This is a genomic window from Pontibacter saemangeumensis, assembly GCF_039541895.1.
GTDB lineage: Bacteria > Bacteroidota > Bacteroidia > Cytophagales > Hymenobacteraceae > Pontibacter > Pontibacter saemangeumensis.
In genome coordinates, this window is the sequence record NZ_BAABHC010000005.1 from 50,011 (window position 1) to 72,067 (window position 22,057).

Below are 22,057 nucleotides of genomic sequence, written 5' to 3' on the forward strand. Positions count from 1 at the left end.
GTTGCCTATGCTCGCTTTCCTACTGACACTTATGCTCTTACTCGGAGTCGTGATTGTGCTGGCGTACGCGGAGCGAAAGGTGGCGGCTTTCATGCAGGACCGCCTGGGCCCGACCGAGGCGGGGCCCTATGGCTCGCTGCAGGCGGTGCTGGACGTGCTGAAGCTGCTCCAGAAAGAAGACATCGTGCCCACGCAGGCTGACAAAGGCCTTTTCAAGCTAGCACCCATCCTCATCTTTGCTGCTGTTTTCGCTGGTTTCGCAGTAATACCTTTCACCCCTGACCTGGTGCCTGCAGGCATTGGCATCGGCGTTTTTTACCTGCTGGCCATTATTTCGCTGGATGTGATCGGGTTGCTGATGGCCGGCTGGGGCTCCAACAACAAATACGCCATGCTGGGGGCCATGCGCTCGGTAGCCCAGATTGTCTCTTATGAGATTCCGGCCGGGCTGGCTATCCTGTCTGCTGTGATGATCTGCCAGTCGCTGGACTTCCAGGAAATCAGCTACCAGCAGGGGGTGCTGATGAATGCCTTTCCGGGATTGGGATATGAAACAAACTGGCTCTTCGGCATTCAGGCGCTGGGCATCGACACCACCAACATTGGCGGCATCACCACCTGGAACATTTTCCGGGCCCCCATGCTGCTGGTAGCCTTCATCATATACTTCATCGCCTCGCTGGCCGAGAGTAACCGTGCCCCGTTCGATATACCGGAGGCAGAATCGGAACTGGTGGCGGGTTTTCACGTGGAATATTCCGGCTTCCGTTTCGCGGTATTGTTTCTGGCGGAGTACAGCATGATGGTGCTGGTGAGCCTGGTGGCGGTTATCCTTTTCCTGGGGAGTTGGAACACGCCGCTCCCGAACATTGGCCCCGCACACCTTGCCAACTGGACCACCGGTACGGTCGGCGAGATTTCCGGCATCCTGTGGGGAGCTTTCTGGCTACTCTCTAAAACGTTTGTGCTGCTGTTTGTGCAGCTGTGGGCACGCTGGACATACCCGCGCCTGCGCGTGGACCAGCTCATGCACCTGTGCTGGAAAGTGCTGACCCCGACGGCATTGATAGTGGTATTATTAGCAGGCTTATGGCGACTACTGATGATATGAAGACGATAGAAAAAAAGGCATATAAACACGAGACCGGGTTCTGGCACGTGGTGAAGTCGCTGGTGAGCGGGGCGCGCCTCACGCTTCGGCACTTCTTTAACGCCAACGAGCGCCGCAAACCGGTTTACGTGTCCGACGACAGCTACTTCAAGCAGCCGGACGGTCTGGCGACGCTCACCTATCCGTATGAAGCGCTGCCCGTACCCGACAACGGCCGTTACCGCCTGCATAACGAAATTGACGATTGCATTGTGTGCGACCTTTGCGCCAAGGTTTGCCCCGTCAACTGCATCACCATCGAGTCGGTGAAGGCGACGGAGGACATTGGTGTGACCTCAGACGGGACCAAGAAGCGCCTGTACGCGCCGGTGTTCGACATCGACATGGCCAAGTGCTGCTACTGCGGCCTCTGCACTGCCGTATGCCCCACTGACTGCCTGACGATGACGCCGGTATATGATTTCGCGGAAGTGGACATCAAGAACATGATATACCATTTCACCGACCTCTCGCCGGAGCAGGCCCAGGAAAAGCAGCGGCTGTTTGAGAAGCAGCAGGAAGAAATGGCAGCGGCCAAAGCAGCAGCGCTGGCAGCCCGGAAGCAGCAGGGGTAAGAACAGGAACTATACCACATATGACCATATATAGCATCGATAAAGAAAAGAGCTATAAAGCAAGCAAGGTTACTCCTACTAAGTTTGCCTTAAAGTACGGACTCTTGTATGTCATACTCTTCTGGATATTGTTTATAGGGAAGACTCTTGCTTTAGAAACTCCTTATGCTGTGGTATTTTTCTTTGTCATAATCTTCATCACGGTGCTTGGTGAGAAAATGATAATGTCAAAGTTGCTCAATCAAAGGCTTAACAACCAATATGTTGAATTGACAAGTGATGAGCTAATCAGACATGATAGAGGAAGGAGGCTAAAAAGTGTTTTTTTAAATAGAATTGTGACTGTTGAAGAAAAGAAGGCCCACCTTTATGTTAAGACACAAGATAATACATATATAGTAATTCCAGATATATTTGATGGGTATGATGACATCAAGCGGGCTTTGTTGAAAAAAGCACAAGTTTAAGCTTTTTATATGTTGATAATTGATCGATGTTAACTGATAACTGAGAAGAATGCTTTTCTACATCTTCGCCTTACTGGCCGTACTTTCGGGGGCATATATGGTGCTGACGCGCAACCTGCTGTACGCGGGCTTTGCGCTGCTAGTCACGCTGCTGAGCGTGGCGGGCATCTACGTGCTGCTGTTCGCGGATTTTGTGGCGGTCACGCAACTGATGATCTATGTGGGCGGCGTGCTGGTGCTGATCCTGTTCGGTATCATGCTGAGCAGCCGGGTGCACGACCAGTCGGTGCTGTCGGAGAGCGTGAACAAGGTGTGGGGAACGGTGATCACGTTTCTCATCCTGGTTGGCCTGAGCCACACCATCCTCCATGCCAACCTCAGCGCGCTGCCCTGGTTGCAGGCCGCCGACACGAATGTGCTGGGCGCTCAGAAGAGCACGGTGCAAACCATCGGTATCAAGCTGATGACCGACTTCGTCATTCCGTTTGAGCTGGCCTCGCTCCTCCTGCTGATCGCTCTGATGGGAGCCGCCTATATAGCCACCGATAAGCAGAACGTATAGTAATGGAGGAAATCCCGTTAGAACATATCTTGCTTTTGAGCGCGGCGCTGTTCAGCCTGGGCGTAATGGCTGTGATCACGAAGCGGCATGCGGTGGTGGTGCTGATGGGCATCGAGCTGATATTCAATGCGGCAAACCTGAACCTGGTTGCCTTCAGCCGGTACGATGCCACGCTGATGCAGGGGCAATTGTTCTCGCTGTTCGTGATGGTGGTGGCCGCCGCCGAGGCTGCCGTGGCGCTGGCCATTGTCTTGCGGGTGTACCAGTACTTCAGAACGGCAAACCTGAACCAGATCAATCAACTTAACAAATAGCAGCACACGTTGGATCTCCCCTCACTTATAGCGCCGCTGGCGGGCACCCCCCAGACAACCCTGGCCCTGCTTATCCTGTTGCTGCCACTGCTGGGCTTCGCAGCCCTTGCCCTGTTCGGGGGGCGCCTGCCGCGCCGCGGCGACTGGCTGGGAATCGGGATCGGGGCGCTTGCCTTTGCCTTGTCCCTCCGGCTTTTCGCCCAAACCTGGAACACCGCCACCTTTCACAGCCGCACCGTCTGGTTTAGCCTGCCGTCGCTTGGCGGCACCGTCACTGATTTTACGGCTGGCGTGCTGCTCGACAACCTCACCGTGCTGATGCTGGTGATCGTCACGTTTATATCCCTGCTGGTCCAGCTTTTCTCGGTAGGCTATATGCACGGCGACCAGGGCTACAGCCGCTACTTCGCCTACCTTGGCCTGTTTACCTTCAGCATGCTGGGCATTGTGCTGGTGGATAACCTGCTGCTGCTTTTCATGTTCTGGGAGCTGGTTGGCTTCTCTTCTTATTTACTTATCGGCTTTTGGCTGGAGCGGCCCGCGGCCATTGCGGCCAGTAAAAAGGCCTTCCTGGTGAACCGGGTGGGAGACATTGGCTTGCTGCTGGGCCTGTTCGCATTCTATACCTATTTCCGCACCTTCGATTTGGAAGCGTTGCGGGCACTGATCGGCACCGGCGAATGGACAGCAGAGGGGTTTGCGCTGACCTATATCGTGAACGGGCAGACGTGGCTGGTGGAAATGCCGACGCTGCTGCTGACGTTTGCCGGCTTGGGCTTGTTTATGGGGTGCGTTGGAAAGTCGGCGCAGTTTCCGCTGCAGGTCTGGCTGCCGGATGCCATGCAGGGGCCGACGCCTGTCTCCGCCCTCATACACGCCGCAACCATGGTGGCTGCCGGGGTCTATCTGCTCGCCCGCTGCTATGCTTTTTTCACCCTGGATGCCCTTACGGTTATCGCTGTTGTGGGCGCCGTCACGGCTTTGTTGGGGGCCATTGCCGCGCTCACCCAGTATGATATCAAAGCGGTACTGGCTTTTTCCACTATTTCGCAGTTGGGCTATATGGTGATGGGCATGGGCACCGGCGCGCACGATGCCTCCCTTTTCCACCTCACCACGCACGCGTTTTTCAAGGCGGCTTTGTTCCTGAATGCCGGGATCATCATCCACGCCATGCACCGCGGGCTGCACCACACCCACCAGCCCCACGACGTGGACGCGCAGGATATCCGGAACATGGGCGGGCTGCGCAAAGTGCTGCCGCTCACGTTTTATACCTACCTGCTGGCCGCCGCCGCCCTGGTCGGCCTGCCGCTCTTCTCCGGTTTCCTTTCCAAAGACGCGATACTGTCCGGTAGCTGGGCCTGGGCGCAGGCCATGAGTGCAGGGGGCAACTTCTTGTTTTATATAGTGCCGCTTATTGGCTTTTTGGTCGTGTTACTGACGGCTTTCTATATGGGCAGGCACCTGTGGTTTATGTTCTTCGGCGCGTTCAGGTTGCCGTTTGATGTACGGGAACTGCGGGTGTCGGCGGGGCAGGAGGTGGAGCGCGTGATGGCTTTGCCCGTGGTGTTGCTGGGTGTTCTATCCCTCGGGGTTTTCTTCTCGCTCAATCCTTTCAGTTTCAGCAGCAGCTGGGTCATGCAGGGCATCAGCCTGGAACAACAGACAACCGAAGGGGCGCTGCTGGCTGAAAAGTTGCTGCAGGCGGTGGCGGCGCAGGACGAGGCAAACCAGACGGCACACATCATCATTGGCGTGCTGTCGGCAGTGCTGGGGGTGGCCGGCATCGGGCTGGCAGTCGCGAAATATAAGAGCAGAACCCCGGAGGCACTGCGGCAGGAGCAGCCACAGACCGCTTTTGAGAAGCTCTCCTTCCAACACTTTTACCTCGACCGGCTCTACCTGAAAATCTTTGTGCAGCCGACGCAGCTGTTATCCCGTGGCCTGTACCGCCTGGACAAGCGCGTGATCGATTATAGCCTGAACTACGGCAGCAAATGGCTGGTGGTGCTGGCGAAATTCATCGGGGGCTTCGACAGAGTGATCGTGGACGGGGCCGTTTGGCTGGTGGCGGTTCTGCCGCGGCTGTTTGGGCGCGTGGGCCGTGGACTGCAGAACGGGAAGGTGCAATCATACTATGCGTACTCCCTCTTCGGATTTATTTTGATTATCCTGTACATCCTCATGTTTTGATGGTTAAGTTTGCAGGCTGAAAGGGAGATGGCTGTACAGACATGCTATATATGCGGCGGATGCATGGGAGAAAGAGGGGATATATAAAGCCTGTGTCTGACGTCTTGGTAATTATGTCTATATAATATTGATGGATTTTATACTCAGTAGTCTCATTTTTTCACCGTTGCTGGCGGCGCTGGTTGTGCTGCTGCTGCCGGCGCACCTGCAAAAACCGATTAAGGTGGTGGCGCTGCTGGGGGCGCTGGTGCAAATGGGCCTGGCTGTGCTCCTGTATTCCCGCTTCGACGGCGCTGCCTTTGCCAATGGGCAGCAGGGTTACCAGTTCCTGGAAAAGGTCCGCTGGATCGGTTTCTCGCTCGGCAACCTGGGCCGCTTTCAGATCGACTACTTCCTGGGCGTGGACGGCATCAGCGTCAGCCTGGTGCTGCTCACTGGCATTGTCGGGGTGATTGGCGTGGTCTCCTCCTGGACGATCACCAAAAACCTGAAAGGCTATTTCCTGCTCTACCTGCTGCTGCTCACCAGCGTGATGGGCTGCTTCCTGGCGCTTGATTTTTTCCTTTTCTACCTCTTCTTCGAGTTCATGCTCCTGCCCATGTATTTCCTGATCGGCATATGGGGCGGCCCGAAGCGCGAGTACGCGGCCATTAAGTTCTTTATATATACCCTCGTCGGCTCGCTCCTTATCCTGATCGTGATGATCGGGCTCTATACCTCGGTCGTAGATCCGGCGGCTACAGCGCTGCAGATAGGGCTAGCAGGGGAAGCCGGCATCACCAGGGATGTGATCCGGCAGGTGCAGCAGATGCTGCAGCAAAACGAGATCAGCAGCCAGGACATGGTCCACACGTTCAGCATCCCGGCCATGATGGAGGCGGCCAACTTTGTGCCGGACAGCCTGTTGCATGTGCTGTCGGGGGTGCGGCTGTGGGATATGCCGATACGATTTGTGGCGTTCCTGCTACTGTTCGCCGGTTTTGCCATCAAGGTGCCGGTCGTGCCGGTGCATACCTGGCTGCCCGATGCGCACGTCGAGGCGCCTACCCCGATCTCGGTGCTGCTGGCCGCCATCCTGCTGAAGGTGGGCGGCTACGGCCTTATCCGGATCGCTTTCCCTGTTTTCCCGGATGCCGCCGCCTACTTTTCGGTGCTGGTTGGCGGGCTGGGCGTGCTCTCGATTATATATGGCGCGCTGAACGCACTGGCCATGAACGACCTGAAAAAGCTGATCGCTTATTCCTCGGTGTCGCATATGGGGTTTGTGCTGCTGGGCCTGGCCTCGCTCACCACCGAAGGCGTGAACGGCGCGGTCTATATGATGTTCAGCCACGGTATTATATCGGCCATGCTCTTCCTGGTGGTGGGGGTTATATATGACCGCACCCACGACCGCGTGATTCAGAATTTCCGGGGCCTCGCGGGTGTGATGCCGGCCTATACCACGTTTGTGGTGATTGCGTTCTTTGCCTCACTGGGCTTGCCCGGCTTCTCGGGCTTCATTGCGGAGCTGCTGGTGTTGGTGGGGGGCTTCAGTGCCCCGGAGGCAACGGGCATGCTGCCGCGCTGGCTCACGGTGGTGGCCGTCTTCGGCCTGCTGCTGGCGGCGGCGTATTATTTGTGGGCGCTGCAGCGCATGTTCTTCGGCAAATACTGGATTTTCCCGGAGTTGCGCGAGCACGCTGTTATGACCGACCTCAACACAAGAGAGTACCTGATGCTGGTGCCGCTGGCGCTGCTGGCGCTGCTGTTCGGCATTTTCCCGCACCTGCTCCTCGATAAGACAGGCGTGGCCGTGAACGGGTTCACCGAAATGATGCTGCTGAACGGGCAGGAGCAGCTCGACATGGTTTTATCCTCCATTTTACGCTAAGTGAACGAGCAGGCGGCATACCTTTCCCAGACCATTGACGCCATTGTGGCGGGAGCGGGGGCGCTGCTGCCCGAGCTGCTGCTGGCCGGGTTTTTCCTGCTGCTCGTTACCTTGGATCTTTTCAAGTCAGCTACAGTAAAGCGCCTGTTGCCCTGGCTGGCCCTCTCCGGGTTTTTCGCCGCGCTGTTGGTGCAGATCTCCGGGGGATATTCCGATGGCGAGGAGGCTTTCCTGAACCTGCTGCTGTCTGACGGGCTGGCGCGCTATGCGGGCATTTTGTTCAGCGCGGCCGGTATCTTCACTGTGCTGCTCTCGTTGCAGAACAGGCAGCTGGAGCGGCTAATAGCTGGCAAAGGCGAATATTACGCCCTGCTGCTGATGCTGGTGCTCGGCCTCAACCTGATGGCCAAATCGGTGAACCTGCTGATGGTTTTCCTGGCCATCGAGACCGTTTCCATCGCCTCCTATATATTAACCCTCACGCTAAAGGAAGAGAAACGGGCCGTGGAGTCTGGCTTGAAATACATTCTCTACGGGGCGTTTTCGGCGGGTGTGATGGTATATGGCATGTCGTTTTTCTACGGCCTCACCGGCACGCTCCATTATACCTCCGACACCTTCGGGCTGTCGCTGTTGCAGGCCAACACGCAGTTGGTGACGGTGGCGGCGGTGCTGGTTTTTGCCGGGTTCTTCTTTAAAATATCGGCGGTCCCGTTCCATTTCTGGGCGCCCGACGTGTACCAGGGCGCGCCCATGCCCATCGTGGCATTGTTCTCTACCGGTCCGAAGATGGCGGGCATCGTGGTTGTGCTTCGGTTTGTGACGGCTTTCACGGATCCGCTGGCCTATCATGATGTGCAGCTGTTCCTGGGGGTAGCGGCCATCGCGACGCTGGTAATCGGTAATTTTACGGCGCTCTGGCAGCGTACCCCCCGGAGGCTGCTGGCTTATTCCTCGGTGTCGCACGCCGGTTTCCTGCTCACGGGCCTGCTCGCCTTCGGCACCGACTACCAGGCAAGCGTGCTGTTCTACCTCACGGTGCTGCTGTTCATGAATTTCGGAATATTCCTGTTCCTGCAACTGGCAGAAGATGCGTTTGGCGTGCAGCGGCTGGAGGATTTCACCGGCTTGGGCCGCGCGTATCCGTATATAGGCGTGATGGCGCTGCTGTACCTGCTTTCGCTCACCGGGCTGCCGCCGCTGGCCGGTTTTATGGGCAAGCTGCTCATCTTCAGTAATGTGTGGGAGGCATATGCACTCACCCAGAACAACCTGCTGCTCATGCTGTTGATCGCCGGTATTCTGCTGACGGGCGTGGCGTTATTTTACTATATCAAGATACCATACTACCTTTTCTTTAAAGGGAATTTTAGAGAGGAAAATTTAGTTATTTCACTGTCGGATAAACTGCTGCTTGCGCTGTTTGCCCTGCCACTGCTGTTCCTGTTTTTTAAACCCGACCTGCTGCTGACATGGATGGAACAAGTGCTGGCACAGACACCATAATTTTATAGCACTCATGAGCGACGCTATCAAGCACGAATGCGGTATTGCCCTAATCAGGCTCAGAAAACCAATCAGCTATTACGTAGAGAAGTACGGCACTCCTATGTATGGCATCAACAAGCTTTACCTGCTGATGCAGAAGCAGCACAACCGGGGGCAGGACGGAGCCGGGGTGGCCAGCATCAAAATCAACGCTCTGCCCGGCATCGAGTACATCAGCCGCTTCCGCTCTGTGAAAACCCGCGCCATCGACAGCATCTTCGGCAAGATCGGCAAAGAATACAAGCACCTGAAAGAGGAGCACCCGGACAGGGCCAACGACACGGAATGGATATGGGAGAACACGCCTTTCCTGGGGGATGTGTACCTGGGCCACCTGCGCTACGGCACGCACGGCGTCAACAGCGTGGACAACTGCCACCCGATGGTGCGCGAGAACAACTGGCGCAGCCGCAGCCTGGCCGTGGCCGGTAACTTCAACATGACCAACGTGGATGAGCAGTTCCAGAAACTGCTGGAGTTGGGGCAGCATCCGAAGCAGAAATCCGACACGATCACGGTGCTGGAGAAAATCGGTCACTTCCTGGACGAGGAGAACCAGGCGAAGTTCAACCATTACAAAAAAGGCGACCACACCAACCAGGAGATCACGCAGTTGATTGAGGAGAACCTGGACCTGCAGAAAGTGCTGCGCCGTGCCTGCCGCGACTTCGACGGCGGGTACGCCATGGCAGGCCTCACAGGCTACGGCGCCTCCTTTGTGGTGCGCGATCCGAACGGCATCCGTCCGGCCTACTACTATATAGACGACGAAGTGGTGGTGGTCGCATCCGAAAAACCGGCGATCAAAACAGCTTTTGACATTGAGTACAGCGAAATCAGGGAAATAAGCCCGGGCCACGCGCTGATCGTGGACAAGGCGGGCACCGTGAAGCACGAAGAAGTGGTGCCACCGCGCGAGAAACTTTCCTGCAGTTTCGAACGCATCTACTTCTCGAGGGGCAACGACCCGGAGATCTATACTGAGCGCAAGAACATGGGCAAACTGCTATGCCCGCAGATTCTGGAAGCCATCAACTACGACCTTAAAAACACGGTGTTCTCCTATATCCCTAACACGGCTGAGTCGTCGTGGCTGGGCATGATGAAGGGCATAGAGAACCACCTGCGCGAATACCGCAAAAAGGCGATCCTGAATCAGGACCTGACGGAAGAGCAGCTGGATGAAATCCTGCAGTTTAAGCCGCGCGCGGAGAAGCTGGTGATAAAGGACGTGAAACTGCGCACTTTTATCACCGACAACGACAGCCGCGACGACCTGGTGACGCACGTATATGATACGACATATGAGGTGGTGAAGAAAGGCATCGACACGTTGGTGGTGCTGGATGACTCCATCGTACGCGGTACCACGCTGGAGAAAAGCATCATCAAGATGCTGGACAAACTGGAGCCGAAGAAAATCATCATCGTGTCCTGCGCCCCTCAGATCCGTTACCCTGACTGCTACGGCATCGATATGTCGCGCATGAAGGAGTTTGTGGCATTCAGAGCGCTGCTGGCCCTGCTCAAGGAGAGGGGTCTTTACTTTAAGGCGGAGGAAGTTTATGATAAATGTGCGGCCCTGGAGGGCACTTCGGCCTTCAAAGAATCAAACTACGTGCAGGAACTGTACGACCTGTTTACGACCGATGAAATATCTGTAAAAGTGTCTGAGATAGTGAAAGCGCCGGATGTGAACGCCGAGGTGCAGGTGATTTACCAGCGCATCGAAGACCTGCACATCGCCTGCCCGAACCACAAAGGCGACTGGTACTTCACCGGAAACTACCCGACCCCAGGCGGCACGGGCGTGGTGAACAGAGCCTTCATGAACTTCATGGAAAATAAAATGGCAAGAGCGTACTAAGCGCCTTTTTCTCTTAAGTTAAAACAGCAAGCGCCTGCCCTGACTTAGTCGGGGCAGGCGCTTGTTTTATATATAATAGTGCTATATAACATGAGATGAAAATTTAATTATTTATTTGAACTTTAAGAATCTACATCAGGTTTGGCTTCTATCTATTCTTACTCCTGTATAAGTATTTATAAGTTAAAATCAATTTAAATCCTAAACCTGTTTGCACTCATGAGTAAACTATTTACCCGTTTTAGCCATATCGGTATGGCTATTTTTATGATCTATGCAGTGCTATTTTCAGAGCCCGCTGCTGCACAGGTCAGCATGCAGCGTGACATCACCACCTACACCCAGGACTTTAATTCGCTGCCGGCCGCCAAAGACGGGATTTGGGAGAGCGGTACCAGTTATATGGAGGGTTGGTATGTGCAGCGGACGAAGGCAGGCAACGCGATCGTGGTAAGCCCCGGTAACCTTATTTCCGGAAACCTGTACAGCTTTGGCGCTGTCGGGTCTACAGAGCGCGCCTTAGGCGCACAGAGTTCGCTGCTTATGGGTGAGTTTGCCTGGGGACTGCTCCTGCAGAATAATACAGGTGCACCGATCAACTTTATTGATATCAGTTTTTACGGGGAGCAGTGGCGCATTTCCAACAAGACCGCCGGAGAGCATAAGACGACTTTCCATTATGCTGTCAGCAGCGATAAAACTACCTTCAAATTATCGCCCAAGTCAGAGGAAGGCTGGATACCTTTTCCTGATCTGGATTTCAGAGGGCCGCATTTCTATACAGAAGGGAAGGCCTTGAACGGGAACGCCGCCGCCAACAGGCGGCATTTGTCGGCTCTGATAGCGGTAACCATACCGGTCGGGCATTACCTGATGCTGCGTTGGAAAGACGCGGATGAGCTGGAGGCGGACCATGGCCTAGCTATTGACGATTTCAGCCTGACATGGACACTTGAAGAAGTGGATGGACCTGTCGTGGTTCTGCCGGTAGAGCTGGCCCGCTTCTCAGCCTTCAGCAAAGGAACTGCCGTGTCGTTGAAGTGGCTTACTGCCTCCGAAGACCAGAACGACTATTTCCTGATAGAGCGTAGCGCCGACGGCCTGGCCTTCGAGGAAATCGGCAAGGCTGACGGCAAAGGCACGACTGTGCTGGAGACAGAGTACGCTTATACGGATGAGCAGCCATTGGCAGGAACTTCCTATTACCGGCTGAAGCAGGTGGACGAAGATGGAAGCTTCACCTTTTCGAAGGTAGTGGCTGTAAGCCGGGGAGGTAATGCCGTCGTCTCAAAGGTATATCCCACCGTCACCACAGATTTCCTGCAGCTCGACCTCGCGCAGGACAACACCGTAAAGGCGGCGCTAGTAATGGATATGCTGGGAAGGGAGTTGGTCCAGGAATCGCTTACAACCAACACGAGGCAACACAGCGTGGATGTTCGTGGACTGAGCACAGGAACTTATCTACTCGTGTTGCTCGATGCACAGGGGCAGCGGCAGGCGACGCGTTTCATCAAAAAGTGAAATCAAAATAGCGTCATAAACAGGAAGGCCCGGCTATATATAGCCGGGCCTTCCTGTTTGATAAAAGTAAATGTTCTTTACACTGAGAAGCTGTCGCCGCAGCCGCAGGTGCGGGTGGCGTTTGGGTTGTTGAAGTAGAACCCCTTGCCGTTCAGGCCGTCGGAGAAGTCAAGTTCTGTGCCCGCCAGGTACAGGAAACTCTTCATGTCCACGACCACTTTCACGCCTTTGTCCTCAAACTCCTGGTCCATCGGCTTCACCTCATCGTCGAAGTCGAGGTTGTAAGAAAGGCCGGAACAGCCACCACCTGCCACAGAAGCGCGCAAGCGGAACGAATCGTCCAACTGGGCATCCTGCTTCAGTTTTACAACCTTCTCTTTTGCTTTGTCAGAAACTGTGATCATAACATATATAAGTTTAGGAGACAGGATTCAGCACCACGCTGAAAACGGTGATGGTGTTCATGTCTCGGCCATAGTATAATTTATCAAGCGCCTCGTACATATGGCGCGCCCTGAAATAAGAAGTGTTCAGCTCCTTGTTGTCGCGCGAAATCCACTGCACGGTATATGAACTCTCCTGGTCGCGGTGGTTTTGCACGTAAGCCAGCATCTTGCGCAGGGCATCCACCCGGTCATACCCTATTTCAGAGTGAAACAGGAACGACTGGTGGTGGCGCGGGTTCACCGTAATCAGGTCGAGCCGCTCTTTGTTGTCGATGTGCCTGAATTCAAAAAGCAGACTGTCGCCGCTTATGCCTAAGTGGTTTTCAATCTGCTTTTGAATGCGTGCAGTCTCTACATGCACATCCGTGTTTTTTGACTCCATTGAGTCCGTTTCTTAGTGGTGTGACTTGGCCAGCTCAAAAGCCGGTAAGCCGTTCTTTACACGATAGTCGTTGATAGCAGATTTGATGGCGTCCTCAGCCAGCACAGAGCAGTGGATCTTTACCGGCGGCAAAGCCAGCTCTTCCACAATAGCCATGTTGTCAATAGTCAAGGCCTCGTCTACTGATTTGCCTTTCAGCCACTCTGTCGCCAGCGAGGAAGAAGCGATAGCAGAACCACAGCCGAACGTCTTGAACTTCGCGTCTGTGATGATCTGGTTCTCATCCACCTCAATTTGAAGGCGCATCACGTCGCCGCACTCCGGGGCACCTACCAGGCCGGTGCCCACACTTGCCTTCGATTTATCAAGCGTACCTACGTTACGTGGGTTGCTGTAATGGTCAATAACTTTATCTGAATAAGCCATAGCTTCTATTAATTAGAAATTAAAAATTATAAATTAGAAATTAAAGATAGAAGTGAAGAATCAGAAAGGCTATATTTTAAAACCATTTCTAATTTTTAACTTCTAATTTTTAATTTAAGTCTTAGTGTTCTGCCCACTCAATAGAGTCAAGGTCGATACCCTCTTTGAACATCTCCCAAAGCGGGGATAGTTCACGAAGCTTGGAAACCGCCTCCTTCACATGGTCGATGGCATAGTCAATTTCCTCGTCCTTCGTAAAGCGGCTCAGGCCGAAGCGAAGGGAAGAATGCGCCAGGTCATCACTCAGACCTAATGCTTTTAGTACGTAAGACGGCTCCAGGGAGGCTGAAGTACAGGCCGATCCGGAAGATACGGCCAGGTCTTTCACTCCCATCATCAGGCCTTCCCCCTCCACATATTTGAAGGAGATGTTGGACACATGCGGCAAACGGTGCTCACGCGACCCGTTTACATAGGATTCCTCGATGGTGGTCAGTTCCCGCTCGAGGCGGTCGCGCATGGCAGAGATACGGGCGTTGTCTGATTCCATATCCTGCTTTGCTATTTCAGCAGCTTTGCCGAGGCCAACAATGCCCGGCACGTTCAAAGTGCCGGAGCGCATGCCGCGCTCGTGGCCGCCACCGTCCATCTGGGCCGTTACTTTCACACGCGGGTTCTTGCGGCGCACATATAAAGCACCAACGCCTTTCGGGCCGTACATCTTGTGAGCCGAGAAAGCCATTAGGTCAATGCCGTCTGCCTCCACGTCCACCGGAATCTTGCCTACCGCCTGCGTCGCATCGGTAAAGAACAGGATACCGTGCTTCTTCGCAATGGCAGAGATCTCGCGGATCGGCTGAATCACGCCGACTTCGTTGTTGGCGTACATGATAGAGATCAGGATCGTCTTGTCCGTAATTGCGTTCTCCAGTTCGTTCAGGTCGATCAGGCCTTCGGAGTCTACTTTGAGATAGGTTACCTTGCCGCCGATTTTCTCGATGTGCTTGCAGGTGTCCAGCACTGCCTTGTGCTCTGTGGTGGCGGTGATGATATGATTTCCCTTGGAGGCGTACATCTCATAAACGCCTTTGATGGCAAGGTTATCAGATTCGGTAGCACCCGAAGTAAAGATGATTTCTTTTGGAGAACAGTTGATCAGCGCGGCGATCTGGTCGCGGGCATAATCAACAGCCTCTTCCGCCTGCCAGCCAAAAGCGTGGTTACGGGAGGCGGCGTTACCGAACATGCTGGTCATGTAAGGCAACATGGCATCCAGTACACGCGGGTCTAACGGCGTAGTGGCATTGTTATCCAGGTATATAGGAAGTGTTAGCATAGCACTGTTTTTTTCTATTTATTGTCTGTTTTGTAAACAGTTGAAAGAAATTATTAGTTTTGATTTCCACGCAAAATTACTAAAAAAAGCTTACTTAGACTAATTACAAATTCAAAATGCGCAACGTAGAACATATAGGGATAGCTGTCAAAGATTTTAGCGAGGCAAATGCTTTGTACTTTAAACTATTAGGGGTAGAACCCTACAAGACAGAGTTTGTCCCGGCGGAGAATGTGAATACCTCCTTCTTCAAAGTGGGCGGCACCAAGATCGAGCTACTGGAAGGGACGACCGAAGACAGTGCCATCACCAAGTTTGTCCAGAAACGGGGGGAAGGCATCCACCACATCGCGTTTGAGGTAGAGGATATAGGGAAGGAAATGGAGCGGCTGAGGCAGGAAGGCTTCACGCTGCTGAGCGAAACGCCCAGGAAAGGCGCTGACAATAAGCTTGTGTGCTTCGTTCACCCCAAAAGCGCTGGCGGGGTGTTGATAGAACTGACGCAGGAAATTTCTTGATTGTTTGTTGTTGGTTTGTTGATTGCTATATGGTTGTGACAGCCAAGGCTTCTCTTCCTTAACAATCAACAACCAACAATTAGCAACAACCAACAAGCAACCATAAAAACATGAAACAGCTGATAAATGCCGTACAGGCAGCCGAAGAGGAGCTGCTGCTGGGCAACGTCATACTTTACCCCACCGACACCGTCTGGGGAATAGGCTGCGATGCCAGGAACGTGGCGGCCGTGCAGAAGATTGTGAAGCTCAAGGAGCGCGAACCGTCTAAAGCCATGATTTTGCTGGTGGCCGACCAGCAGATGCTACAGCATTATATAAAATCGCTGCCGGATGATTTTGAGCAAACCGTGGAGGAACAGGAGCGGCCGACGACCTATGTGTTCTCCGAACCCAGGAATTTACCCGAAGAGGTGCTGGCCGAGGACGGGTCTGTGGCGGTGAGAATCGTGAAGGATGAGTTTTGCCGACGCCTGATACGCCAGATTAGCGGGCCGATTGTTTCCACTTCGGCCAATATCAGCGGAGAGCCGGCCCCCAAATCGTTTGCGGAAGTATCCGAGGAGATAAAAGAGCGCGTAGACCATGTGGTGCAGTGGCGGCAGGAAGAGACGCTGCAGGTGAAGCCTTCGCGCATCGTGAGAATAAAACCCAATGGAAGGCAGGAAGTGCTGCGCGATTAGCTATATATACTTTATATACTTTATATACTTTGGGGCTGCTTCCTAAGGCGGTTTATATATGGCTTTACCAATAAAAGAGGTTATATACACAGGCCTGCGCTTTTGGCCTTGCGGAAGGCCCGGCAGCGAAGCCAGCGCAAGCCGTCAGGCTTTGTAGAGGCACACCGCATGAAACTATATATAGAGACGGTGAGGCGGGTGAGGCAGTTTTTTAGCAGCCGGGCAGGCAAGGCGTGTGGGTATATATAAACCGATAGGATTTGTAATTCGGAACTCGTAACCCGTAATTGATGCGGATTCCTTAATTTTGCACCTCAGGCAACGGTGGCGCGGCCTGAGGTTTTTGATTTTTGTGATGGATAAAGTAGAACTACCCGAACACCCCATATTTCATGTTGTAACCGAGGCGGCCGCTGCGCTGGGAACCGATGCCTACGTCATCGGCGGTTTTGTCCGCGACCTCGTATTGAAACGGCCCTCCAAGGATATAGACATCGTGTGTGTGGGGGACGGTATCGCGCTTGCAGCCATGGTGGCCCAGAACCTGCCGCACAAACCGAAGGTCTCTGTCTTCAAAAACTTCGGGACAGCCATGTTGCGCGCAGATGAATGGGAGGTGGAGTTTGTGGGAGCCCGCAAGGAGTCGTACCGGGAGCATTCGCGGAAGCCGGAGGTGGAGCTGGGTTCGCTGGACGATGACCTGAAGCGCCGCGATTTTACCATCAACGCCCTCGGCATCAGCCTGAATAAGCAAAACTACGGCGAGCTGATCGACGAGTTCGGGGGGGTGAAGGACATGAAGCGCAAACTGATCCGGACGCCGCTGGAGCCGGGAATCACCTTCTCCGACGATCCGCTGCGCATGATGCGCGCCATCCGGTTCGCCTCGCAGCTGAAGTTCGACATCGACCCGGACACTTTCGACGCCATCACTGAGAATAAGGAGCGCATCAGAATCGTGTCGCAGGAGCGCATCACCGATGAACTGAACAAGATTATTCTCTCGCCCACGCCCAGTTATGGTTTCAAGCTGCTGTTCGTGTCGGGCCTGCTGCAGCTCATCTTCCCCAAGATGACGGAGCTGCACGGCGTGGAGACGATCAATGGCAACTCGCACAAAGACAACTTTTACCATACCCTGCAGGTGCTCGACAATGTGGCGGAGGTTTCGGATGATCTGTGGCTGCGGTGGTCTGCCATCATGCACGACATCGCCAAGCCCGACACCAAGCGCTATTCACCAAAAGTAGGGTGGACCTTCCACGGGCATGAGGACCGCGGTGCCCGCATGGTGCCAAAGCTTTTCAAAGACCTGAAGCTGCCCCTGAATGAGCACATGAAGTTTGTGCAGAAACTTGTAAGGCTGCACCTGCGGCCCATCGCCCTGGTGAAAGACACCGTGACAGACTCCGCCTTGCGCCGCCTGCTGTTTGAGGCCGGCGATGATGTGGAAGCCCTGATGGCCCTGTGCCGCGCCGATATCACTTCTAAAAATGATACCAAGGTAAAGCGCTACCTGCAAAATTTCGACAAGGTGGAGAAACGTCTGGTAGAGGTGGAGGAGAGCGATAAGCTGCGCAATTTCCAGCCTGTGATCACCGGCGAGGTGATCATGGATACTTTCGGGTTGAAGCCTTCTAAAACAGTGGGAGAACTGAAGGAGATACTGACCGAGGCAATTCTGGAGGGGAAAGTCAGGAATGAGTTTGACGAAGCCTTCGCCTTCCTGTTAGAAAAAGGAAAGGAGATGGGGCTTCGTCAAGGGCACTCAAACAACTAAACAAACATCATTATAAAGCTAACGCGGGCATTGGGTAATTATTATCTTAGTTTTATTCTGTACTAGTGGCAGGTAGAGGGTAGCAGGCGGAGTCATATATAAGCCTATATATACTATAGCCCGCTGTCCCTTTAGTGAAATTAGGTTAGCATGCTTAGCGGCGTTTCACACTGCTCGGGCCGCTGCTGTCGATGGTAGTGTCGGAGGGATTTCCCCGGTAGGTGATGCGGCTTGCCCCGGATGCCTGGGCACGCAGCGTGGTGGTGGCATATACCTCGGCCGCGCTGGCCCCGGTCACGTCCGCGTCCACGGAGGTTGCCTTCAGGTCCTCGGCATCCACGACGCCCGCCCCCGTCACATCCAGCTCAAAGTTGTCGGCACGGCCGGTAAACTTGCTGATGCAGGCCCCGGCTATATCCACTTTCAGGTTGCGTACGTCAAGGTCAGCCACGGATTTGATGGCTCCGGCCAGGTTCAGCTGCAGGTCATCAGCATTCACTCGCCCGATATCCGCTTTGATGGCGCCGCTCAAGTCAATCTCGCGATAGTCAGGCGCCACGATCTGGATCAGCACGGGGTCGTCATCCTCAAAAAGTTCGATGTTTTTCTCCGTGAAGCCGATGCGCAGCTCCTGCCCGAGTTTTTCCACCTTCATGCGGCGCATGTCCCTTTCTTCGCCCCGAACACGCACGCTGAAGTTATCGCCCTGCGTAAGTTGCACATGGTAGGGGCCGCTAACGGTTACCTCATCAAAGTCCCTGAGATCAAACGTTTGGACATTGTCGCTGTACTCGCCCTCGTTCAGCAGCACGCTGCCCCTGATCTTCTCGGCCTCGTTACCCGCGTTAAACCCTACTGTCTCAGTTTCCTCTGTGTCGAGGGTGTCGGCGGCGCAGGTTAGGCACTCCAGTTGGTCGCCGCTTGCCTGCCAGGTGTTGCGCACGATTTTGTCCACGCTGTAATCCTGGGTGAAGGTAGCGCTTGGCAGCAGGTACGTAAACTCGCGGGTCAGGCGCAGCGGCTTGTTCTGTGGCAGCATCAGCGTGATGTTGAGCTCCTGGTCGCGGAACCTTGCGTTTTCCTTGAACTCGTAGCTGTTGTCGAACCGGATGGTAGAATCCTGCTGCACCACGCGGTACGTGATCATGCGGGCGTTTCGCTTCGCCTCTTCCTCCGTTCTTCCTTTTGCCTCGGCGCGCTGTATAATTTCGACGTCTTTGCTGTTATGGGCGCGTACATCGATGTAAATGTTATCATAGTCCAGGTTGGTGTTGTAGGCGTCGAGCGTAAGGGTGGGGTAGTTGGAAACAGGGATCGTCTTAGAAGTTACGACCTCGCCGGTGCGGCGGAAGTTGGTGCTGTGTATGCCGATGAAGGCTGCCATGGTGAACAAGCTCACCAGCCATACCCCGAACATCGACCACCCCATAAGCGGGCGCAGGAACATGCGTTTCACCAGCAGGCTCACGGCCAGGATAATCAGGAACAGAAGGGGAATAAGGCCTACAAAAAAACCTGCCACCAGTCCGAGCCTGGGAAAGCCCCCGAGAAGCACGGAGGCCGGAAAATCACCTAAAACAATGTATTGGGACTCATCAACTAAACCAAGGGCGACAAAAAGCGTGGAGAAGAGGGCGATGGTGAGGCCGATAGACACCACCAGCAAAATAACACCGGCCCCAACGCGTATCAGCGTGATCAGGAAGGCGAGCACAGGCCCGAGGGCCCTGCCCAGCCAGTGAAAGATCTGGGAGATCAGGCGGACAGGCAGCAGGATGACTTTGGCCAGCGTGCTTTCCTGGCCGTTGCTGTCTTTCATGTTCAGGTTGTCCTTCAGCGTTTTCTCTATGCCGGCCAGCGTTACCGGGTCTCCCTGCATCTGCATGCGCTCGGTGAGGGTAACGGCTTCGGGCATCGACACCCAAAGCACGATATACACGATCACGCCGAAGCCGCCAACCAGGATCGAGAGCAGGAACAGGATGCGGACAGCCGTTATGTCGATGCCGAAGTATTTGGCGATGCCGCTTGCCACGCCGGCCAGTTTCTTATCGTCCGGGTCGCGGAACAATTTCCTGGCTGTTGTTTCCGGCAACTGGGCATTTTCAGGCATTGCAATCCACAGCACCACATACAGCACAATACCCATTGCAGCTGAAATCCCTGCCGAAACAATGCCAAGCAGCACGAACAGCACGAAGAAAAGCCTGATCCACAGCGTGTCGATGTTCAGGTAATTGGCGATACCTGCTGACACACCCGAGATTACTTTGCGGTTTATGTCGCGGAACAGCCTCCTGGGGCCGGTGTGGGTGTAGGCTTCATAGGCACCGTCTGCCTCGTGGGCATCCGGTCTTGGCTGTGGGTTAGGCCGTTCCTCTTCTACAGGGTCCAGCACCTCAAAGTCCGTCACATTGCCCATGCGCGCCATCAAGTACTCCACATCCTCCAGCGAGATGACCTGCTTGCCCGGAGAAAGCCGCGCAGAAAAAATCTCGGCAATGCGCGCCTCGATGTCGGCAACAATCTCCTCGTGCCCCTCATAGTTGGAGAAATAGGTTCGGATGGAGGCAAGGTATCTGCTAAGCTGCTCATACCCATCTTCTTCGATATGGAAGATGATGCTTTGCAAGTTGATGCTTATGTTCTTTTTCATAATTGCTGAGCTTTCTTGTTAAGGATAATGTATTCGGTGGAGGCAACTAAGTCAGACCAGGTTGTGCGGAGCTGCTCTAAGAAGTCGCGTCCTGTTTCGGTAAGGGTGTAGTACTTGCGGGGCGGCCCTGAAGTGGACTCTACCCAGTTGTAGTCGAGAAGCGACGCGTTCTTGAGGCGGGTGAGCAGCGGGTATAGTGTACCCTCTACAACGATCATTCTGGCCGCTGTCAGCTCCTCCAGCATATCGGACGCATATACTTCACCACGAGAGATAATCTCCAGGATGCAGAATTCCAGAATTCCCTTCCTCATCTGCACTTGTGTGTTTTCTACTTTCATGATGATTCCGTTATAATGTTGAAGTAAAGATAATGAAAGGTACTATGTAACGCAAGGTACTGTATAAAAATAATTACGGAAGATTTTTTTATTAGTTATATAGCTCTCGGTTTATCTTTATTAATCAGTATTTTTGGTTTAAAATTTAGTGCCCCCGCTGTCAACTAAAAGGCGCTTATCTGTGTTGCAGAGGGAATTAAGACCCCAGGTGCCGTTTCGGACGGTGATAAAAGAGTGCATAATTATTTTTGCTTGTGATATAATCTTTACCGCTACACATGATCCGATTCACCCTTCCCTGTTTCATGGCTTTGCTGCTGTTTCTCTCCTGGTCGGCAGCCATGGCACAGGTGGCCACCCCGAAGTACAGCAACGAGTTCCTGAATATTGGCGTAGGCGGGCGGGCGCTTGGCATGGGCAACGTGCAGGCCGCGGTCGCCAACGACGCCACCGCCGGCTATTGGAACCCGGCGGGCTTGCTGCGCCTCCAAAACAGGTACAACATCAGCCTGATGCACTCCGAGCTTTTCGCGGGCATCGCCAAAAACGACTTCGCCAGCTTTGCCATGCCCCTCGACACCAACAGCGCTCTGGCAGTGTCCGTCATCCGGCTGGGCGTGGATGATATCGCCGACACGCGCCGGCTCCAGAACGAGTACGGCTATATCCAGTATGACAGCATCCGCTTCTTCTCCGTGGCCGATTACGCCATGCTCCTGTCCTATGCCCGCCGCAGCAACCTCGTGCAGGGGCTGATGCTGGGTGCAACCGCGAAAATCATATACCGGAACGTGGGGGAGTTTGCCAACGCCTATGGCTTTGGCGTGGATGTGGGGGCGCAGCTGCAGCGCGGCAACTGGCAGTTTGGCCTGATGGCAAAGGACATCACCACCACCTTCACCGCCTGGACCCATAACGTGGAGGAACTGGAGGAGGCGTACCTGCAAACCGGTAACGACCTTCCCGAAAGCACGGCAGAACTGACCTTGCCGCGGGTGGTGCTGGGCGCGGGCCGGTCCTTCCGGTTCAATGACAAGCTCTCCGCCCTTGTTGCCGCCGACCTTGACTTTACCTTCGACGGCAAGCGGAACGTGTGGCTCAAGTCCGATCTGGTGTCGGTGGACCCGCACGTGGGGCTTGAGGTGGCTTACGCCAGCACCGTGTTTGTGCGGGGCGGGATCAACAATTACCAGGAGACGCGGGATTTTGACGGCGGCTCCACCAAGCGGCTGCAGCCGAACTTCGGGGTGGGCGTGAGAACCTCGGGTTTGAGCCTGGACCTTGCCCTTTCGCGCGTCAACAACAATGAGAACAATTCGGTAGGGGGCGCCAACACTTCTTCAGTGATCGTTTCCCTCGCCTACGCATTCGACAAATAACCCATAGCTTCGCGAAACACCCTTTGACTTTATT

20 protein-coding genes are annotated in these 22,057 nt (G+C 54.4%); 14 read left to right on the forward strand and 6 right to left on the reverse strand.

From position 1 onward, the window contains the following. Window positions 1–7 precede the first annotated feature (7 nt). The 10 genes from ABD920_RS06520 (at window position 8) to ABD920_RS06565 (ending at window position 12,076) form a co-directional block, all read left to right on the forward strand. Window positions 8–1,111: a complex I subunit 1/NuoH family protein gene (locus ABD920_RS06520; protein ID WP_345157687.1), complete on the forward strand. Its 1,104-nt coding sequence runs from the start codon at window positions 8–10 to the stop codon at window positions 1,109–1,111. Further along, window positions 1,108–1,725 carry a NuoI/complex I 23 kDa subunit family protein gene (locus ABD920_RS06525; RefSeq protein ID WP_345157689.1) on the forward strand — a complete coding sequence of 206 codons (618 nt, stop codon included), beginning with the start codon at window positions 1,108–1,110 and terminating at the stop codon, window positions 1,723–1,725. Before ABD920_RS06520 ends, ABD920_RS06525 begins: the two co-directional genes overlap by 4 nt. Before the next feature lie 20 nt (window positions 1,726–1,745). Further along, entirely contained in the window at window positions 1,746–2,192 is a 447-nt protein-coding gene (locus tag ABD920_RS06530) for a hypothetical protein (protein WP_345157690.1), read from the forward strand. Between the two features lie 49 nt (window positions 2,193–2,241). After that, window positions 2,242–2,754, forward strand: coding sequence for an NADH-quinone oxidoreductase subunit J family protein (locus ABD920_RS06535; RefSeq protein WP_345157692.1), 513 nt, complete (start codon window positions 2,242–2,244; stop codon window positions 2,752–2,754). Between the two features lie 2 nt (window positions 2,755–2,756). Then, window positions 2,757–3,068 (forward strand): NADH-quinone oxidoreductase subunit NuoK, encoded by a 312-nt coding sequence (nuoK, locus tag ABD920_RS06540; protein WP_345157693.1) that lies wholly within the window; start codon window positions 2,757–2,759, stop codon window positions 3,066–3,068. Between the two features lie 9 nt (window positions 3,069–3,077). Continuing rightward, complete coding sequence (nuoL, locus tag ABD920_RS06545; RefSeq protein WP_345157694.1) at window positions 3,078–5,264, forward strand: NADH-quinone oxidoreductase subunit L; 2,187 nt, start codon at window positions 3,078–3,080, stop codon at window positions 5,262–5,264. Between the two features lie 130 nt (window positions 5,265–5,394). Continuing rightward, window positions 5,395–7,137 (forward strand): complex I subunit 4 family protein, encoded by a 1,743-nt coding sequence (locus ABD920_RS06550; protein WP_345157696.1) that lies wholly within the window; start codon window positions 5,395–5,397, stop codon window positions 7,135–7,137. Next, window positions 7,138–8,643, forward strand: coding sequence for an NADH-quinone oxidoreductase subunit N (locus tag ABD920_RS06555; RefSeq protein ID WP_345157697.1), 1,506 nt, complete (start codon window positions 7,138–7,140; stop codon window positions 8,641–8,643). Between the two features lie 13 nt (window positions 8,644–8,656). Then, window positions 8,657–10,552 (forward strand): amidophosphoribosyltransferase, encoded by a 1,896-nt coding sequence (locus tag ABD920_RS06560; RefSeq protein WP_345157698.1) that lies wholly within the window; start codon window positions 8,657–8,659, stop codon window positions 10,550–10,552. A gap of 219 nt (window positions 10,553–10,771) precedes the next feature. Continuing rightward, window positions 10,772–12,076, forward strand: coding sequence for a T9SS type A sorting domain-containing protein (locus ABD920_RS06565; protein WP_345157699.1), 1,305 nt, complete (start codon window positions 10,772–10,774; stop codon window positions 12,074–12,076). Window positions 12,077–12,153: 77 nt separating this feature from the next. Here the strand turns inward: ABD920_RS06565 and ABD920_RS06570 are convergent, their stop codons facing one another. The 4 genes from ABD920_RS06570 to ABD920_RS06585 all read right to left on the reverse strand — a co-directional run bounded on the left by ABD920_RS06570 (window position 12,154) and on the right by ABD920_RS06585 (window position 14,666). Continuing rightward, window positions 12,154–12,480, reverse strand: coding sequence for a HesB/IscA family protein (locus ABD920_RS06570; RefSeq protein ID WP_345157701.1), 327 nt, complete (start codon window positions 12,478–12,480; stop codon window positions 12,154–12,156). 13 nt (window positions 12,481–12,493) lie between these two features. Next, window positions 12,494–12,904: a hypothetical protein gene (locus ABD920_RS06575; RefSeq protein WP_345157702.1), complete on the reverse strand. Its 411-nt coding sequence runs from the start codon at window positions 12,902–12,904 to the stop codon at window positions 12,494–12,496. A 12-nt stretch (window positions 12,905–12,916) separates the two neighbouring features. Continuing rightward, window positions 12,917–13,330, reverse strand: coding sequence for a Fe-S cluster assembly scaffold IscU (gene iscU, locus ABD920_RS06580; protein ID WP_345157703.1), 414 nt, complete (start codon window positions 13,328–13,330; stop codon window positions 12,917–12,919). A gap of 121 nt (window positions 13,331–13,451) precedes the next feature. Beyond that, window positions 13,452–14,666, reverse strand: a complete 1,215-nt coding sequence (locus tag ABD920_RS06585; RefSeq protein WP_345157704.1) for an IscS subfamily cysteine desulfurase — start codon at window positions 14,664–14,666, stop codon at window positions 13,452–13,454. Window positions 14,667–14,782: 116 nt separating this feature from the next. Between ABD920_RS06585 and mce the strand changes: the two genes are divergently transcribed. The 3 genes from mce (at window position 14,783) to ABD920_RS06600 (ending at window position 17,647) form a co-directional block, all read left to right on the forward strand. Continuing rightward, window positions 14,783–15,184 carry a methylmalonyl-CoA epimerase gene (mce, locus tag ABD920_RS06590; RefSeq protein WP_345157705.1) on the forward strand — a complete coding sequence of 134 codons (402 nt, stop codon included), beginning with the start codon at window positions 14,783–14,785 and terminating at the stop codon, window positions 15,182–15,184. Window positions 15,185–15,294: 110 nt separating this feature from the next. Continuing rightward, the gene (locus ABD920_RS06595) at window positions 15,295–15,867 is read left to right on the forward strand and encodes an L-threonylcarbamoyladenylate synthase (RefSeq protein WP_345157707.1); all 573 of its coding nucleotides are present in this window, start codon (window positions 15,295–15,297) and stop codon (window positions 15,865–15,867) included. A gap of 355 nt (window positions 15,868–16,222) precedes the next feature. After that, entirely contained in the window at window positions 16,223–17,647 is a 1,425-nt protein-coding gene (locus ABD920_RS06600; RefSeq protein WP_345157709.1) for a CCA tRNA nucleotidyltransferase, read from the forward strand. A 154-nt stretch (window positions 17,648–17,801) separates the two neighbouring features. On the opposite strand, the gene ABD920_RS06605 is transcribed toward ABD920_RS06600, so the two are convergent. Further along, window positions 17,802–20,303, reverse strand: a complete 2,502-nt coding sequence (locus tag ABD920_RS06605) for a GIN domain-containing protein (RefSeq protein ID WP_345157710.1) — start codon at window positions 20,301–20,303, stop codon at window positions 17,802–17,804. Further along, complete coding sequence (locus ABD920_RS06610; RefSeq protein ID WP_345157711.1) at window positions 20,300–20,644, reverse strand: PadR family transcriptional regulator; 345 nt, start codon at window positions 20,642–20,644, stop codon at window positions 20,300–20,302. The genes ABD920_RS06605 and ABD920_RS06610 overlap by 4 nt, the downstream gene beginning before the upstream one ends. Window positions 20,645–20,922: 278 nt before the next feature. Here ABD920_RS06610 and ABD920_RS06615 point away from each other — a divergent pair, with 278 nt between their 5' ends. Further along, window positions 20,923–22,023 (forward strand): putative type IX sorting system protein PorV2, encoded by a 1,101-nt coding sequence (locus ABD920_RS06615; RefSeq protein WP_345157713.1) that lies wholly within the window; start codon window positions 20,923–20,925, stop codon window positions 22,021–22,023. Window positions 22,024–22,057 lie beyond the last annotated feature (34 nt).

What these genes read in the sequence shown, in the direction of transcription:
- ABD920_RS06520 (WP_345157687.1), top strand. Translation starts at nt 8, where the DNA reads ATGCTCGCTTTCCTACTGACACTTATGCTCTTACTCGGAGTCGTGATT.
- ABD920_RS06525 (WP_345157689.1), top strand. Translation starts at nt 1,108, where the DNA reads ATGAAGACGATAGAAAAAAAGGCATATAAACACGAGACCGGGTTCTGG.
- ABD920_RS06530 (WP_345157690.1), top strand. Translation starts at nt 1,746, where the DNA reads ATGACCATATATAGCATCGATAAAGAAAAGAGCTATAAAGCAAGCAAG.
- ABD920_RS06535 (WP_345157692.1), top strand. Translation starts at nt 2,242, where the DNA reads ATGCTTTTCTACATCTTCGCCTTACTGGCCGTACTTTCGGGGGCATAT.
- nuoK (WP_345157693.1), top strand. Translation starts at nt 2,757, where the DNA reads ATGGAGGAAATCCCGTTAGAACATATCTTGCTTTTGAGCGCGGCGCTG.
- ABD920_RS06550 (WP_345157696.1), top strand. Translation starts at nt 5,395, where the DNA reads ATGGATTTTATACTCAGTAGTCTCATTTTTTCACCGTTGCTGGCGGCG.
- ABD920_RS06560 (WP_345157698.1), top strand. Translation starts at nt 8,657, where the DNA reads ATGAGCGACGCTATCAAGCACGAATGCGGTATTGCCCTAATCAGGCTC.
- ABD920_RS06565 (WP_345157699.1), top strand. Translation starts at nt 10,772, where the DNA reads ATGAGTAAACTATTTACCCGTTTTAGCCATATCGGTATGGCTATTTTT.
- ABD920_RS06570 (WP_345157701.1), bottom strand. Translation starts at nt 12,480, where the DNA reads ATGATCACAGTTTCTGACAAAGCAAAAGAGAAGGTTGTAAAACTGAAG.
- ABD920_RS06575 (WP_345157702.1), bottom strand. Translation starts at nt 12,904, where the DNA reads ATGGAGTCAAAAAACACGGATGTGCATGTAGAGACTGCACGCATTCAA.
- iscU (WP_345157703.1), bottom strand. Translation starts at nt 13,330, where the DNA reads ATGGCTTATTCAGATAAAGTTATTGACCATTACAGCAACCCACGTAAC.
- ABD920_RS06585 (WP_345157704.1), bottom strand. Translation starts at nt 14,666, where the DNA reads ATGCTAACACTTCCTATATACCTGGATAACAATGCCACTACGCCGTTA.
- mce (WP_345157705.1), top strand. Translation starts at nt 14,783, where the DNA reads ATGCGCAACGTAGAACATATAGGGATAGCTGTCAAAGATTTTAGCGAG.
- ABD920_RS06595 (WP_345157707.1), top strand. Translation starts at nt 15,295, where the DNA reads ATGAAACAGCTGATAAATGCCGTACAGGCAGCCGAAGAGGAGCTGCTG.
- ABD920_RS06600 (WP_345157709.1), top strand. Translation starts at nt 16,223, where the DNA reads ATGGATAAAGTAGAACTACCCGAACACCCCATATTTCATGTTGTAACC.
- ABD920_RS06605 (WP_345157710.1), bottom strand. Translation starts at nt 20,303, where the DNA reads ATGAAAAAGAACATAAGCATCAACTTGCAAAGCATCATCTTCCATATC.
- ABD920_RS06610 (WP_345157711.1), bottom strand. Translation starts at nt 20,644, where the DNA reads ATGAAAGTAGAAAACACACAAGTGCAGATGAGGAAGGGAATTCTGGAA.
- ABD920_RS06615 (WP_345157713.1), top strand. Translation starts at nt 20,923, where the DNA reads ATGATCCGATTCACCCTTCCCTGTTTCATGGCTTTGCTGCTGTTTCTC.